The sequence below is a fragment of the Rhodoferax sp. genome, from assembly GCF_012927445.1.
Classification (GTDB): domain Bacteria; phylum Pseudomonadota; class Gammaproteobacteria; order Burkholderiales; family Burkholderiaceae_C; genus Rhodoferax.
This window is the reverse complement of sequence record NZ_JABBPD010000001.1, coordinates 257703-272772: the sequence shown is the minus strand read 5'-3', so window position 1 is coordinate 272772 and position 15070 is coordinate 257703. Positions and strand designations below refer to the sequence as shown.

Sequence of the window (15070 nt, the reverse complement as noted above, 5' to 3'; positions counted from 1 at the left end):
CTTGTCAGGCGGGTGCTTCATGTGATTCCTGAATGACAGGGTACGACAGGCCGCCGTAGGCAAAGGGTTTTTTTCTACTTGCCGAATCCGTCAGACATTGTTAGATTCACCCCAAGTTTTAATATGCAGATCAGTTCCTAGGTGGAACATTCGAGGAGATAAAGCATGACTCAATCCACGACCAAGTTGTCGCGGCGCACGCTGTTTGCGGGCGCCAGTACCGTTGGTGCAATCGCGACCGTTGCCAGTTTGATGCCGTCCGTTTCGGGTCTTGCCTTGCCTGCCGAACCGCAGGCCAAGCCAGCCCCTGAAAAAGGCGGGGGCTATTCTTTGAGTGCCCACGTCAAGCAGTATTACAAGACAACACTCGTCTGATTTCACCGTATTTCGCCGACTTTGGAGAGTCCCATGTTGTTGACTAAAAAATCTGGTTCAGCCGATGCCGCTGCCCGTTCCCCGTTTGTGCACAGTTTGCGTCGCGGCTTGTCTCAGGCGCTGCCCACCATGGATCGGCGTGCGTTTTTGCGGCGCTCCGGCCTGGGGGTCGGCGTGGGCCTTGCCGCTTCCCAGTTGACCTTGGTTAAAAAAGCCAGCGCCGCTCCCGGCTCCGTGTTGGTCGGTGAAGGAAAAATCGAAATCAAACGCACGGTTTGCACCCATTGCTCTGTCGGCTGCGCGGTGGATGCCGTGGTGGAGAACGGTGTCTGGGTTCGGCAAAACCCGGTGTTCGATTCTCCGATCAACCTCGGCGCCCATTGCGCCAAAGGGGCTGCCCTGCGCGAGCACGGGCATGGCGAGTACCGTTTGCGTTACCCCATGAAGCTGGTGAACGGCAAGTACGAGCGTATCAGCTGGGACACGGCGTTGAGCGAAATCAGCGCCAAGCTGCAGGATTTGCGCAAGGCCAGCGGGCCGGATTCCGTCTACTGGGTGGGATCAAGCAAACACAACAACGAGCAGGCCTATCTGCTGCGCAAGTTTGTCAGTTTCTGGGGCAGCAACAACTGCGACCACCAGGCCCGTATTTGCCACTCCACCACGGTGGCCGGGGTGGCCAATACCTGGGGTTATGGGGCCATGACCAACTCGTACAACGACATGCAAAACAGCAAGGTCGCCCTGTACATCGGTTCCAACGCGGCGGAGGCGCACCCGGTCAGCATGCTGCACATGCTGCACGCCAAGGAATCGGGTTGCAAGCTGATCGTGGTGGATCCGCGCTTTACCCGCACGGCAGCCAAAGCCGACGAGTATGTCCGCATCCGCTCCGGCTCCGACATCGCCTTTTTGTTCGGCATCCTGCACCATATTTTCAAGAACGGCTGGGAAGACAAGCAGTATATCAATGACCGCGTCTTCGGCATGGACAAGATCAAGGAAGAAGTACTGGCCAAGTGGACGCCGGACAAGGTGGAAGAAGCCTGCGGCGTCAAAGAAGCGCAGGTTCTCAAAGTGGCGACTTGGCTCAACGAGAACCGTCCCGGCACGGTGGTTTGGTGCATGGGGCAAACCCAGCACACCACGGGCAATGCCATCGTGCGGGCTTCGTGCATCTTGCAGTTGGCCTTGGGCAATGTCGGCAAGTCGGGCGGCGGCACCAACATTTTCCGCGGTCATGACAATGTGCAGGGTGCCACCGACGTCGGCCCCAACCCCGATTCGCTGCCCGGTTATTACGGCTTGGTAGAAGGTTCCTGGAAACACTTCGCCAAGGCCTGGGGCGTCGATTTTGAATGGATCAAGGGCCGGTTTGCAACGCCGGCCATGATGAGCAAGCCCGGCATCACCGTGTCGCGCTGGATTGACGGCGTGCTGGAAAAGAACGAACTGATTGACCAGGATTCCAACTTGCGGGGCGTTTTCTATTGGGGGCATTCTCCCAACTCCCAGACCCGGGGTCTGGAGATGAAGCGCGCCATGGACAAGCTTGATTTGCTGGTGGTGGTGGACCCCTATCCCTCGGCCACGGCGGCGATGGCGGCCATGCCTGGCAAGGCAGAGGATTTGAATCCTAATCGCTCGGTGTACTTGTTGCCCGCAGCCACCCAATTTGAAACCAGTGGTTCGGTAACGGCATCAAACCGTTCCATTCAATGGCGCGAAAAAGTCATCGAGCCGCTGTGGGAGAGCCGCAGCGATCACATGATCATGCAGCAGTTCGCCGACAAGCTTGGCTTCGGCAAAGAGTTGTCCAAGAACTTCAAGATGCAAAAAGTCAAAGGCCTGGACGAACCCATGCCGGAGGACATCCTGCGCGAGATCAATAAGTCGGTGTGGACCATCGGCTACACCGGCCAGAGCCCGGAGCGCCTCAAAGCGCACATGCGCAACATGCACCTCTTTGACGTGAAAACGCTCAAGGCCAAAGGGGGCAAAGACAAGGAAACCGGCTACGACTTTACCGGTGATTATTTTGGTTTGCCTTGGCCTTGTTATGGCACTGCCGCGCTCAAGCATCCCGGTTCGCCCAATTTGTACGACACCTCCAAACATGTGATGGAAGGCGGCGGTAACTTCCGCGCTAACTTTGGGGTTGAGCGGGACGGCAAGAATTTGCTGGCCGAGGACGGCTCGCACTCCTTGGGCGCCGATATCACCACCGGCTACCCCGAGTTTGACCATGTGTTGCTCAAGAAGCTGGGCTGGTGGGACGACCTCACGGAGGCGGAGAAAACGGCCGCTGAAGGCAAGAACTGGAAAACCGATATGTCGGGTGGCATCCAGCGCGTGGTGATGCAAGTGCATGGTTGCCACCCGTTTGGCAATGCCAAGGCGCGGGCCGTGGTGTGGAATTTCCCCGATGCGATTCCGCAGCACCGCGAACCCTTGTACGGCATCCGGCCTGACCTGGTGGCCAAGTATCCAACCCACGACGACAAGAAAGCGTTCTGGCGTTTGCCCACCCTGTTCAAGACAATCCAGGATAAAAACATCGCTGACAAGGTGCACGAGAAGTTCCCGTTCATCATGACTTCGGGCCGGCTGGTCGAGTACGAAGGCGGCGGCGAAGAAACCCGCTCCAACCCGTGGCTGGCCGAGTTGCAGCAGGAGATGTTCATCGAGATCAACCCCAGGGTGGCGGCGGACAAAGGCATTCGCAATGGTGAGCGGGCCTGGGTCTCGACCCCGACCGGCGCGCGCCTCAATGTGCAGGCACTGGTGACCGAGCGCGTCGGGCCGGACACGGTGTTCATGCCGTTCCACTTCTCCGGCCGCTGGCAAGGCGCTGACATGCTGGCTTATTACCCCAATGGCGCGGCGCCCATCGTGCGCGGCGAGGCCATCAACACCGGCACCACCTACGGTTATGACAGCGTGACCATGATGCAAGAGACCAAGACCACGGTCTGCAACGTCGAGAAGGCATAAGGAGAAAAATATGGCACGTATGAAATTTGTTTGTGACGCCGAGCGTTGCATTGAGTGCAACGGTTGTGTCACGGCCTGCAAGAACGAACATGAGGTGCCGTGGGGCGTCAATCGCCGGCGCGTGGTGACCCTCAACGATGGTGTACCGGGTGAAAAATCCATCTCGGTGGCCTGCATGCATTGCAGCGATGCGCCGTGCATGGCGGTCTGTCCAGTCAACTGCTTTTATCGTACCGATGAAGGTGTGGTCTTGCACGACAAGGATGTGTGCATTGGCTGCGGTTACTGCTCTTATGCCTGCCCTTTTGGCGCCCCGCAGTTTCCGTCGCAGGGCACTTTTGGTGTACGCGGCAAGATGGATAAGTGCACGTTTTGTGCCGGTGGTCCTGAAGCCAATGGCAGTCAGGCCGAGTTCGAGAAATATGGCCGCAACCGTCTGGCCGAGGGCAAGCTGCCAGTTTGCGCGGAAATGTGCTCGACCAAGGCCTTGATCGCCGGAGATGGCGATGTGGTGGCTGACATCTTCCGCAACCGCGTGCTCAAGCGCGGCAAAGGCGCTGAGGTTTGGGGCTGGGGCACCGCCTATGGTTCCAAGCAAGCGGGGCAGCCGACAGTGAAGGCACCTGAAGGAGCGAAATCATGAAGCATGCACTGTGGATAGCGGCCCTGGCAACCCTGTTGACGGCTTGTGGTGAGCGGCCGCAAGCACTGGGCGCTGGCAAGCTGGATGCGCCCCCCTACAGTGGCACCGGTAAGGCTTTTTCCGATGGCGGCTGGCAGCAAGGCGACAAGGCTAGCTGGGAGTCGCATCTGAAAGCCCGCAGCCAATATGGGCAGAACGACTACAGCCGGATGAACTGACAGGAGGTCCTGATGAAAAAAGTCCTTACTGCGGCCGTCTTGCTGTTCCTGATTTTGGGCAGTGCGGTGGCGCAAAACAAACCGCCGACGCCCAATGCGCCTGTAGCCGTTGTTGCGCCGTCTGATACCGGCGCCATCAAAAGCCAGAACATTCTTGATGTCAAGCCGGATGCCAGCGCCGAGCCAGGCTATGCAACGCAAAGCAACGGCGAGCGTGCCAAAGTGCAACCTGGCAACAATGCGCCAATGTGGCGGCAGGTGGGCTCCGGCGTCACCGGCTACAGCAGTCTGCCGGTGAGTCAGGCACCTGAGGCCGGTAATCTGATTCAACCTTTTGTGCAGTACCCGGGCTTTCGTTTGACCAACGCGGGCGAGGCTTGGCGGCAAGTGCGCAACAACTGGATCATTCCTTACGGCGGCGCTTTGCTGCTGATTGTGGTGGGTGCCATTGCCCTGTTTTACTGGCGCAAAGGCAGCCTCGCCCTGCACGGCGCCGAGACTGGGCGGCAGATTGAACGTTTCACGCCGTTTGAGCGCTCAGCGCATTGGGCCAACGCCATTGCCTTCAGTATTTTGGCCATTTCCGGCTTGGTGATGGCCTTTGGCAAGTTTTTTCTGCACCCGGTCATTGGCAGTACCTTGTTTGGCTGGTTGACCTACGTGCTCAAAAATGCCCACAATTTTGCAGGGCCCCTGTTTGCCGTGTCTTTGCTGGTGGTGATGGGCACCTTCGTTAAAGACAATCTGCCGCGCAAGGAAGACTTCACTTGGCTGGTGCATGGGGGCGGTATGTTGTCGGACCACGGAGTGGCATCGCACCGGTTCAATGCGGGTGAAAAATTACTCTTCTGGGGTGGTGTTTTGTTTCTGGGGTTGATCGTGGTGGGCTCCGGCCTGGTGTTGGACAAACTGCTTCCCGGGCTGATCTACGAGCGCGGCACCATGCAGTTGGCCCACATGATTCATGCGGTGGCCACCGTTCTGATGATGGCGATGTTCCTGGGGCATATCTACATGGGCACCATTGGTATGCACGGCGCCTACAAGGCCATGAAAACTGGTTATGTCGATGAGACTTGGGCTAAGGAACATCATGATCTTTGGTACCAGGACATTCAGGCCGGCAAGATCCCGGCCCAGCGCTCGCAAAAGCCGGTTTCCAGCCAACCTGTACAAGTTTGAAGAGTTTGAGAAAGCCTGTATGAAAAATACTCTGAAATATCTGTTGCTGACTGGTGGCTCACTTTTGTTCGCCACCGCTGTGATGGCCAAGTTGCCCGCCCTGTCGGATGAAGCCAAAGCCAAAGCGGCCGAAGCGGCAGCCAAAGCCGCCTGGAGTGGCAAGGTCGATGCTTACCTGAGCTGCAAGTCGCAGGATCGGGTCGCGGCCCACTACTACAAAACGGCCAAAACCGCTCACAAGGAAACCAAGCCGGCGAAAGAAATGCCGCCTTGCGCCGACCCGGGCGCGTTTTCCTACACCCCTCCTGAGGTGGTCAAGCCGCTGGAGGCGTCCGGTGCGCATTCACCTGCGCCTACCGCAACCAGCCCACCCAGTAGCAAAACGCCGGCCGCGGCAATTGCTCCCGTCAAAAAGCCCTGACCACGCCTCCCTTTTAAAAAGCCGACCTGCAAGGGGGCGGCTTTTTTTTGTTGTAGCCTCTCATTCATGTCCCTACCTTTCCTGACCCAAGCGCGTGCGCCATTGACCTGCGCAGTTGCTGCTGTCAACGAGTATGGCGAGCAGCAGCCGATCTCAATTCCTGCCGAACGCGCGCTCACCGTTTATGTCGATAAGCGTGAATTGGTCACGCTGATGACCTTGGGTGCTCATCCTGAATTGCTGGTGCTGGGTTTTTTGCGCAACCAGCGACTGGTGCAGTCTGTGCAGGAGGTCGAGTCAATCACGGTGGACTGGGAGGTCGGTGCGGCGGCCGTCAAAACGCGCCAGGGTATTTCTGACATTGAAGCGCGCACCGCCAAACGCGTGGTGACCACTGGCTGTGGCCAAGGCAGTGTGTTTGGCGACTTGATGGCGGACGTGGACAAGCTGGTCTTGCCCGCGGCCAGCCTGATGCAATCGCAACTGTATGGCATCGTCAACGCCATTCGCCTGCAGGAGAGCACCTACAAATCAGCGGGTTCGGTGCATGGTTGCGCCTTGTTTCAGGGCGAAGAAATGCTAGTGTTTGTGGAAGACGTAGGCCGCCACAACGCCATTGACACCATTGCCGGCTGGATGTGGATGCAAGCCTCCCAAGCCATGGCGGGCGATGACAAAGTGTTCTATACAACCGGACGGTTGACCAGCGAAATGGTGATCAAGTCCGCCCAAATGGGGGTGCCCATTGTGGTCTCGCGCAGCGGAATCACCCAGATGGGCCATGAAGTGGCGCAGCGCCTGGGGCTGTGCACCATTGGCCGCGCCACCAACAAGCGCTTTCTTTGCTACAGCGGTGCTGACCGTTTGCAGTTACAGCCCGAGCTGGCCGGCACAAGGCTGCCTGTAGCGGCGTGACGCCGGGTTTTTCTGCATGGCCTATCTGGCTGATGTCCACCGGGTGCACGTCCCCGACCCTGCACAATACGGTGCCCCCGTCTCCACTTAATCCATGCGTGATCCCTTACTTGACACATCTGTTGTCGCGGTCAAACCCAGCGTCCGTCAGCTGACATTTTGGGCTTTTGCCATTGTGTTTCTGGTGCTGTTGATCGCTTGGGCCGGGCAGTGGGCGGCACACCGGGAAGCTGATTTCCAGTCTGACTCGATTAACCGTGCTATAGAAGTCCACGCCTTGGGCTTGCGAGGTGAGGCGGCCAAATACAACTACTTGCCGTTCACGGCCTCGCAGCATCCCGATGTGATCGCCGCTTTGTCGAGTCCCAAGGACCTCGCACGGCGTCAGCGTGCCAACCGTTACCTGGAGGATGTGAACCGGCGCGCGGGATCCGACGCCTTGTATGCGATTGACCTTCAGGGCACCACACTCACGGCCAGCAACTGGAATGATCCCAAAGGCTTTGTCGGCGAGTCTTACGCCAATCGTCCTTACTTTATTGACGCCCGCCAGGGCCGCAACGGTCAGTTTTACGGTGTCGGCAAGACGACTGGTGAGCCGGGCCTGTTTCTCTCTGCGCCCGTGCGACATCAAGGCGTGATTCTCGGCGTTGTTGTCGTCAAAGTGAGCCTGCGCCAAATTCAGGAAACGTGGGCCAAGGCACGCGACCCGATCATGCTGTCGGATGCGCATGGCATTTTTTTCCTGGGCTCCAATGCACCGTGGCTATACCAGGCCAAGACAGAGGTGAGTCAAGACGATCTGGCCTGGGTGCGCCAGCATGAAGTCTATGGCGCCCGACAAGTCTTTCCTCGGGTGCCTTGGTTTGTTGAGCGCACCGAGGGCCCGCCGGGCTACCTGATTCGGACCCGCATCAACGGCCAATCGCGTCAATATCTTGCCGTCGACGAGACCCTGCCCGATCTCGGCTGGACCTTGACGGTGATGACCGATTACGTGGCCGTCACGCGTGCGCGCAATCGCACCTGGATGCTGGGGGGGCTGGGTGCCTGTCTGCTCATATTGGGCGGGCTTTACCTGCAGTTGCGGGAGCGCAGGTTTGCCGAGCAACGCAATGCCCGCCGCGAGCTGGAGGTGCGGGTGCGCGAGCGAACCCAGGAGCTGGGCGAGGCGCACGCCTTTCGCAAGGCAATGGAGGATTCGCTGCTGGTGGGCATGCGCGCCCGGGATCTTGAGGGGCACATCATTTACGTCAATCCGGCCTTGAGCGAAATCACGGGTTACCGGGCGGATGAACTGATTGGCCGGCTGCCGCCTTACCCTTACTGGCATCCGGACGACCTGGAGAAACACTGGCACGACAATGACGCGATGATGAGCGGTCAGGCCGCACTGACCGGTTTCGAGTCACGCGTTCGCCACCGGGATGGACATGACGTGCATACCATGGTCTATACGGCACCGCTGATTGACGCCACGGGCAAGCAAAGCGGCTGGATGAGTTCAGTGGTCGATATCTCCGAGCAAAAACGCGCGGAAATACGGCAGCGCCAGCACGACGAGCAACTGCAGCACGCCCAGCGTCTGGCCAGTCTGGGCGAGATGGCCTCGACGCTGGCCCACGAGCTGAACCAGCCCTTGATGGCACTCAGTAATTTTGCGAGTGCGGCGAAAGCCTTTGCGGCCCAGGGAAATCAAACCTTGCTGGTCAACAGTCTTGAAGAAATCATGGCCCAGGCGCAGCGCACGGCCGAGATCGTGCGACGAATTCGCAGCTTTGTGCGACAGCGGACCCAAGGCGTTGAAAACTGCGTGATCCATGACGTGGTTGCCAATGTTCTGGCCTTGCTCAAGCCTGAAATTCGGGTTCAACACGCACGTGTCATCACGCATGTGCAGGCCCAGCTTCCCCTGGTGCCGGGTGACCGGGTGCTGCTGGAGCAGGTGTTACTGAACCTCGTCCTCAACAGCCTGCAGGCCATGCAGAACACCCCTGTCGACAGCCGCGTGGTGGAGATCGATGCCACCTGTGTGGGTGGGGCCGTTTTTATTACAGTGGCGGATCGTGGGCCGGGCATTGCCGCGGACATTGCCGACCAGCTGTTCGATCCCTTCTTCACGACCAAGGTGGACGGCTTGGGGCTGGGCTTGAATATTTGCCGCACCATCGTCGAAAGCCATCGGGGTCACCTGTCTTTCGAGAACCGTGAAGGCGGCGGTGTCATCTTTACGCTCCAGTTGGAGTCCATGTCATGAATCACACGCATCTCAATCTTTATGTGGTCGATGACGACGACGCGGTGCGTCGCTCCCTCGGACTGTTGTTGCTGTCGCGCGGTCATGCGGTGCAGACCTTTGACTCGGGCGAAGCGTTCCTGGCCGCTGCCGATTTAAAACGCGCCGGCTGCGTCATTCTGGACTTGCGCATGGCGGGCATGAGCGGGCTGCAGGTTTTTGAGCAATTGCGGGCGCGACAGAGCGCGATGGTGGTGCTTTTCCTCTCGGGCCACGGCGACATCCCCATCGCGGTGGATGCCGTGCAGAAGGGCGCGTTTGGTTGGCTGGAAAAGCCCTGCAACGATGAACACTTGCTGAAAACAGTTCAGCTGGCGCTGCAGAAAGCAGCCGAGCTGGCGCTCAGGCAGCGGAGCCAGCAAGAGGCGCAAACGCGGTGGGACAAACTGACGCCCCGCGAGAAGCAGGTGGCCCGGGAAGTCGCCCAAGGCAAACCCAATAAGCGGATTGCCCTCGATTTGGCGCCACTGGAACTGCGCACAGTCGAAACCCACCGCGCCCATGTCTTCGCCAAGCTGGCGGTGGCCAACAGCAACGAACTCGACCGTTTCCTGCGCGACAACGAACTGTAAAGCGCTCCCTTGCAAGCCGTAGTTTCTCAGTAGAAATACGCAGACAAGGCTGGGCACGCTACGGACGACGCCACACGGTCCCCTTGGGAAAATCCCTGTTACAGGCTGAGACGCGCCACACAAGCTGACGCGTAGCCCAAAAAAAGGAGACCCCCTATGACCGCCTTATTGCCCTATACCTTTGAAGAAAAGCGCAAACGCATCTTCGCCATCGTTGCCGCATCGTCCGGCAATCTGGTCGAGTGGTTCGACTTTTACGTCTACGCCTTTTGCGCCATTTATTTTGCACCTGCGTTTTTTCCGAAATCAGATCCAACCGCGCAGCTGCTCAATACCGCCGGGGTGTTTGCCGCCGGCTTTCTGATGCGCCCTATTGGCGGCTGGTTGTTTGGCCGCATCGCCGACCGGCATGGCCGAAAGAACTCCATGGTGATCTCGGTCATGCTGATGTGCGTGGGCTCACTGATGATCGCGTGCCTGCCCACCTATGCCAGCATTGGCGCCGCCGCGCCCGTGTTGCTGCTCCTGGCGCGACTGCTTCAGGGCTTGTCGGTCGGAGGTGAATACGGCACGACGGCCACCTACATGAGCGAAGTGGCCATGCGCGGGCAACGCGGATTTTTGTCGTCGTTCCAATATGTGACGCTGATTGGCGGGCAACTGCTGGCGGTGCTGGTGGTCGTGATCCTGCAGCAGTTCCTGACGGAAGTCGAACTCAAGGCCTGGGGCTGGCGCATTCCTTTTGTCATTGGCGCGGTGACGGCGGTGGTGGCCCTGCTGCTCCGTCGCACCTTGCACGAAACCACGACGGCAGAGTCGCGCAGCAATAAAGCGGCGGGCAGTGTCGCCGCGATATTCAAACACCATAAAAAAGCGTTCTTTACCGTGCTCGGCTTTACCGCTGGCGGTTCGCTGATTTTTTACACGTTCACGACCTACATGCAAAAGTACCTGGTGAATTCGGCCGGCATGTCGATCAAGACCGCCAGTCTCGTCATGACGGTGTGTTTGTTCCTCTACATGTGCATGCAGCCGGTGTTCGGCGCACTGTCCGATCGCATTGGCCGGCGTAAAAACATGCTGTTGTTCGGCGGACTGGGCGCGCTGGTCACCGTCCCTGTTTTGACGGCCCTGCAAAGCATTGCCAGTCCGGTCGCGGCGGGTGCCTTGATCATGCTGGCCCTGGCCATCGTCAGTTTCTACACTTCCGTCGGCGGTATCGTGAAAGCCGAAATGTTTCCTCCTGAAGTGCGGGCGCTCGGCGTCGGTCTTTCCTATGCCGTGGGCAACGCGATCTTTGGCGGGTCGGCCGAGTATGTGGCGCTGGGCCTGAAGTCCATCGGCCATGAGTCGGCGTTCTATTGGTATGTCACGGGCATGATGGTGCTGGCCTTCCTGGTCAGTCTGAGTTTGCCAAAGCAGGCCAAGTACCTGCATCACGACCACTGAGCTAATCAGGCCCTTGCTGCAGGGTAAAACCTGTTGCGCGCAGCCACCAGCCTTTGAGTGCGCTAAGGTAGCGCCATGAATATTTCTTTTTGGCGTTTGGGCTGGCGTTCTTTGTGGCGCGATCTGCGCTCCGGTGAGCTGCGTTTACTCATTGTTGCCGTGACGCTGGCGGTGGCGACCTTGACCGCCGTGGGTTTTTTTGCCGACCGGCTGAAAGGCGGTTTGCAGCGCGATGCACGCCAGTTGCTCGGCGGCGACGCCGTGATTTCCAGCGACAACCCGACGCCGGCCGTGTTTGCGGCCAAGGCCCGCGCACTGGGCCTGGACGTGGTCCAAACCCTGGGCTTTCCCACCATGGCCCGCGCCAGCGACGCCAAGGGCGGCGGCACCAAGCTGGTGGCCCTGAAGGTTGTCGAGCCCGGTTACCCCTTGCGCGGCAGCCTCAAAGTCACGAACCAGCCCGGTGCGCCGGACATCTTGACCAAGAACATCCCTGCCCCCGGTGAAGCCTGGGTCGAGGCGCCTTTGCTGGAAGGCATCAGCGTCCAGATGGGGGATGTCTTGCTGCTGGGCGACGCCAGCCTGCGGGTGGCAAAAATCATTGTCAATGAGCCGGACCGGGGTGCCGGTTTCATGAATTTTGCGCCGCGTGTCATGATCAATCGCGCTGATGTGGCGGCCACCAAACTGATCCAGCCGGCCAGCCGCGTGAGCTACCGGATGGCGGTGGCGGGTGAGGACCGCCGGGTCAAGGACTTTGTGACCTGGGCGCTGGACGAAGCCAAAAATTCGCAGGTGCGCGGTGTGCGGGTCGAGTCGCTGCAGAACGGCCGTCCCGAATTGGGGCAGACGCTGGAGCGGGCCGAGAAGTTTCTCAACCTCATTGCCTTGCTGGCGGCGCTCTTGAGTGCCGTGGCGGTGGCGCTGGCGGCGCGCGGCTTTGCCGCCAGCCATCTGGATGACTGCGCCATGCTGCGCGTGCTGGGCTTGAGCCAGCGCACCATCGCCTCAAGCTATGCCTTCGAGTTCACCGTCATCGGCCTGCTGGCCAGCGGCTTGGGGGTGGTCTTTGGCTACGCCGTGCACCATGTTTTCGTCTTGCTGCTGGCCGGTTTGGTGGATGCCGCTTTGCCGGCGGCCGGCCTCTGGCCGGTTCTGTTTGGTCTGGGGATGGGGCTGACCCTGCTGCTGGCCTTTGGCTTGCCGCCGGTGCTGCAGCTGGCCCAGGTGCCGCCGCTGCGCGTGATTCGCCGTGATGTCGGCAACCTTAAACCCGTCTCGCTGGGTGTGCTGGGGCTGGGCGTGGCCGGTTTTGCCACCTTGCTGCTAGCGGCGAGCAGCGATGTCAAGCTGGGCCTGATCGCGGTCGGCGGCTTTGCGGCGGCGACCTTGGTGTTCGCGGTGTTGAGCTGGCTGGCCGTCAAGCTGCTGCGCTGGAGTGTGAACGAGAGCACCGCGCCGCGCTGGCTGGTGTTGGCCACCCGGCAGATTTCGGCCCGCCCGGCTTTTGCGGTGGTGCAGGTGAGTGCCCTGGCGGTGGGCCTGCTGGCGCTGGTGCTGCTGGTGCTGCTGCGCACCGACCTCATCAGCAGCTGGCGCCAGGCCACGCCGGCGGATGCGCCGAATCGTTTTGTCATCAACGTCATGCCGGAACAGGGCGAGGCGTTTGTCAAGGCCTTGCGCGACGGAGGGGTCACCAAGTTTGACTGGTACCCCATGATTCGCGGGCGGCTGGTGGCCGTCAATGGCAAGGCGGTCACCCCCGATGACTACGTGGACGACCGGGCCAAGCGGCTGGTCGACCGCGAGTTCAACCTCTCCAACAGCGCCCAAAAGCCGTCTCAAAATGATGTGGTGGCGGGCCGCTGGACCGAGGAAGAGCAGGGCGCCATCAGCGTCGAAGAGGGCATTGCCAAAACCCTCAATCTCAAGCTGGGCGATTCCCTGCGATTTGATGTGGGTGGCGTGCAAACCGAGTCGAAAGTCACGTCCTTGCGCAAGGTGGACTGGGGCTCGATGCGGGCCAATTTCTTTGTCATGTACCCGGTGAGCCAGCTGCCGAATGTGTCGGCCACCTTTATGAGTGCGTTCAAGGCACCGGCGACCCCGGGTTTTGACAATGCGCTGGTGCGCAGTTTTCCCAACATCACGAGCGTGGACATGACCACCACCATCAAGCAGATTCAGCGGGTGCTGGACCAGGTGATCGGTGCGGTGGAGTTTTTGTTCGCCTTCACGCTGGCGGCCGGTCTGGTGGTGCTGTTTGCGGCCGTGACGGCGACGCGGGAAGAGCGGGCCCGCGAGTTTGCCATCATGCGGGCAATCGGGGCGCAGAGCCGCTTGCTGCGCCACGTCCAGCGCGCCGAGCTGATCGGCGTCGGCTTGCTCGCCGGCTTTCTGGCCTCCGTGGTGGCCACGGCGGTGGGCTGGGCGCTGGCCAAGTACGTGTTCGATTTTGAGTGGACGGTCTCGCTGTGGGTGCCTTTGTTTGGCTCCCTGAGCGGCGCGCTGCTGGCGCTGGCGGCGGGCTGGTGGGGCTTGCGTGAGGTGCTGCGCCGCCCGGTGGTGGAGACACTGCGGCGGGCGGCGCAGTAGTTTGCTATGTAATTAATAGCTTATTGCGTAATGAATACGGGGGCTAGAGGTCGATTTACTATAAATATTCGGAACAACCATCCGTTTGACACCGTGTTTCAGCGACTCGGCGGCGAAGCCTCGGTGCCGATGCTGCGCCAGCGCTTTGCCCCTGCGCACGTGCGTTGTATCAAATTCAGCCGCCAAATCGCATGCTAAGCTGGCCAGCCCGATTGCCTGGCCGTCCGGCCAGTGCCGATCTCAACTGAAAAAGGAGATACCCATGTCCGGTCTTCTGTCCGATGTCGATCCCGATGGTTTGCTCGAATTCTCCGTGGTCTATACCGACCGCGCGCTCAATCACATGTCCAAAAATTTTCAGGGCGTGATGAAAGATATCTCCAGCATTCTGAAAGAGGTGTACCACGCCAAGTCGGTCGTGCTGGTGCCGGGCAGCGGCACCTTCGGCATGGAAGCGGTGGCCCGCCAGTTTGCCGGTGGCAAAAAGGTGTTGATCCTGCGCAATGGCTGGTTCAGCTACCGCTGGACGCAGATTCTGGAGATGGGGCATATCGCCGCTGAATCCACCGTACTGAAGGCCCGGCGGGTCGGCACGGACAAGCAGGCACCCTGGGTGCCCGCGCCCATTGCCGAGGTGGTGGCGGCGATCCGCGAGAAAAAACCCGATGTCGTCTTTGCGCCGCATGTCGAAACCGCCAGCGGCATGATCCTGCCCAATGACTACCTGCGCGCCGTGGCCGAGGCCGTGCACGCGGTGGGCGGTCTGTTCGTGCTGGACTGCATTGCCTCGGGCGCGATGTGGGTGAACATGCGGGATACCGGCGTGGACGTGCTGGTCAGCGCGCCGCAAAAAGGCTGGAGCAGTTCGCCGTGCTGCGCCATGGTGATGCTGAGTGAGCGCGCCCGCCTCGCCATCGAGTCCACCACCAGCACCAGTTTTGCCTGCGATTTGAAAAAGTGGCTGCAGATCATGGAAGCCTACGAGAACGGCGGCCATGCCTACCACGCCACCCTGCCAACCGATGCGCTGACGCGCCTGCGCGAGGTGATGAAGGAAACTCAGGCCTACGGCTTTGGCAAGGTACGCGCCGAACAAATTGATCTGGGTGCCCAGGTGCGTGTGCTGTTCGAGAGCCGGGGCATCGCCAGCGTGGCCGCCGTTGGCTTCAAGGCGCCGGGGGTGGTGGTCAGCTACACGGACGACCCCGAAATCCAATCCAGCCGCAAGTTCCTGGCCGAGGGTCTACAGACGGCCGCCGGTGTGCCGCTGCAGTGTGACGAACCGGCCGACTTCATGACCTTTCGGGTCGGCTTGTTCGGCCTGGAAAAATGGCACAACGTGGACCGTACCGTGGGGCAATTGGCCGTTGCGCTGGACAAGATTTTGTTAGTGCCGGCCTTGACCTAGCG

12 protein-coding genes are annotated in these 15070 nt (G+C 60.1%); all 12 read left to right on the top strand.

The annotated features are described in order from the left end of the window. Window positions 1-165: 165 nt before the first annotated feature. The 12 genes from HHJ17_RS01200 to HHJ17_RS01145 all read left to right on the top strand — a co-directional run bounded on the left by HHJ17_RS01200 (window position 166) and on the right by HHJ17_RS01145 (window position 15068). The gene (locus HHJ17_RS01200; RefSeq protein ID WP_296500288.1) at window positions 166-375 is read left to right on the top strand and encodes a formate dehydrogenase; all 210 of its coding nucleotides are present in this window, start codon (window positions 166-168) and stop codon (window positions 373-375) included. 33 nt (window positions 376-408) lie between these two features. Further along, window positions 409-3369 (top strand): formate dehydrogenase subunit alpha, encoded by a 2961-nt coding sequence (locus tag HHJ17_RS01195; RefSeq protein ID WP_296500287.1) that lies wholly within the window; start codon window positions 409-411, stop codon window positions 3367-3369. A 10-nt stretch (window positions 3370-3379) separates the two neighbouring features. Continuing rightward, entirely contained in the window at window positions 3380-4012 is a 633-nt protein-coding gene (fdh3B, locus tag HHJ17_RS01190; RefSeq protein ID WP_296500284.1) for a formate dehydrogenase FDH3 subunit beta, read from the top strand. Further along, window positions 4009-4230: a hypothetical protein gene (locus tag HHJ17_RS01185; protein WP_296500282.1), complete on the top strand. Its 222-nt coding sequence runs from the start codon at window positions 4009-4011 to the stop codon at window positions 4228-4230. The genes fdh3B and HHJ17_RS01185 overlap by 4 nt, the downstream gene beginning before the upstream one ends. Window positions 4231-4242: 12 nt before the next feature. Beyond that, window positions 4243-5412: a formate dehydrogenase subunit gamma gene (locus tag HHJ17_RS01180; RefSeq protein WP_296500281.1), complete on the top strand. Its 1170-nt coding sequence runs from the start codon at window positions 4243-4245 to the stop codon at window positions 5410-5412. A 19-nt stretch (window positions 5413-5431) separates the two neighbouring features. Next, the gene (locus HHJ17_RS01175; protein ID WP_296504744.1) at window positions 5432-5833 is read left to right on the top strand and encodes a hypothetical protein; all 402 of its coding nucleotides are present in this window, start codon (window positions 5432-5434) and stop codon (window positions 5831-5833) included. 66 nt (window positions 5834-5899) lie between these two features. Then, window positions 5900-6748: a formate dehydrogenase accessory sulfurtransferase FdhD gene (locus HHJ17_RS01170; protein ID WP_296504741.1), complete on the top strand. Its 849-nt coding sequence runs from the start codon at window positions 5900-5902 to the stop codon at window positions 6746-6748. Window positions 6749-6842: 94 nt separating this feature from the next. Beyond that, on the top strand, window positions 6843-9005 hold the full coding sequence (locus HHJ17_RS01165; protein WP_296504740.1) for a PAS domain S-box protein: 2163 nt from the start codon (window positions 6843-6845) through the stop codon (window positions 9003-9005). Further along, window positions 9002-9616 (top strand): response regulator, encoded by a 615-nt coding sequence (locus HHJ17_RS01160; protein WP_296500274.1) that lies wholly within the window; start codon window positions 9002-9004, stop codon window positions 9614-9616. The genes HHJ17_RS01165 and HHJ17_RS01160 overlap by 4 nt, the downstream gene beginning before the upstream one ends. A gap of 156 nt (window positions 9617-9772) precedes the next feature. Further along, on the top strand, window positions 9773-11065 hold the full coding sequence (locus HHJ17_RS01155; RefSeq protein WP_296504738.1) for an MFS family transporter: 1293 nt from the start codon (window positions 9773-9775) through the stop codon (window positions 11063-11065). Between the two features lie 75 nt (window positions 11066-11140). Next, window positions 11141-13660: an FtsX-like permease family protein gene (locus tag HHJ17_RS01150; protein ID WP_296504736.1), complete on the top strand. Its 2520-nt coding sequence runs from the start codon at window positions 11141-11143 to the stop codon at window positions 13658-13660. 262 nt (window positions 13661-13922) lie between these two features. After that, entirely contained in the window at window positions 13923-15068 is a 1146-nt protein-coding gene (locus HHJ17_RS01145) for an aminotransferase class V-fold PLP-dependent enzyme (protein WP_296504733.1), read from the top strand. Window positions 15069-15070 lie beyond the last annotated feature (2 nt).

Excerpts from the sequence above, each read along its gene's own strand:
- HHJ17_RS01200 (WP_296500288.1), top strand. The coding sequence starts at position 166 with ATGACTCAATCCACGACCAAGTTGTCGCGGCGCACGCTGTTTGCGGGC.
- HHJ17_RS01195 (WP_296500287.1), top strand. The coding sequence starts at position 409 with ATGTTGTTGACTAAAAAATCTGGTTCAGCCGATGCCGCTGCCCGTTCC.
- fdh3B (WP_296500284.1), top strand. The coding sequence starts at position 3,380 with ATGGCACGTATGAAATTTGTTTGTGACGCCGAGCGTTGCATTGAGTGC.
- HHJ17_RS01185 (WP_296500282.1), top strand. The coding sequence starts at position 4,009 with ATGAAGCATGCACTGTGGATAGCGGCCCTGGCAACCCTGTTGACGGCT.
- HHJ17_RS01180 (WP_296500281.1), top strand. The coding sequence starts at position 4,243 with ATGAAAAAAGTCCTTACTGCGGCCGTCTTGCTGTTCCTGATTTTGGGC.
- HHJ17_RS01175 (WP_296504744.1), top strand. The coding sequence starts at position 5,432 with ATGAAAAATACTCTGAAATATCTGTTGCTGACTGGTGGCTCACTTTTG.
- HHJ17_RS01170 (WP_296504741.1), top strand. The coding sequence starts at position 5,900 with ATGTCCCTACCTTTCCTGACCCAAGCGCGTGCGCCATTGACCTGCGCA.
- HHJ17_RS01165 (WP_296504740.1), top strand. The coding sequence starts at position 6,843 with ATGCGTGATCCCTTACTTGACACATCTGTTGTCGCGGTCAAACCCAGC.
- HHJ17_RS01160 (WP_296500274.1), top strand. The coding sequence starts at position 9,002 with ATGAATCACACGCATCTCAATCTTTATGTGGTCGATGACGACGACGCG.
- HHJ17_RS01155 (WP_296504738.1), top strand. The coding sequence starts at position 9,773 with ATGACCGCCTTATTGCCCTATACCTTTGAAGAAAAGCGCAAACGCATC.
- HHJ17_RS01150 (WP_296504736.1), top strand. The coding sequence starts at position 11,141 with ATGAATATTTCTTTTTGGCGTTTGGGCTGGCGTTCTTTGTGGCGCGAT.
- HHJ17_RS01145 (WP_296504733.1), top strand. The coding sequence starts at position 13,923 with ATGTCCGGTCTTCTGTCCGATGTCGATCCCGATGGTTTGCTCGAATTC.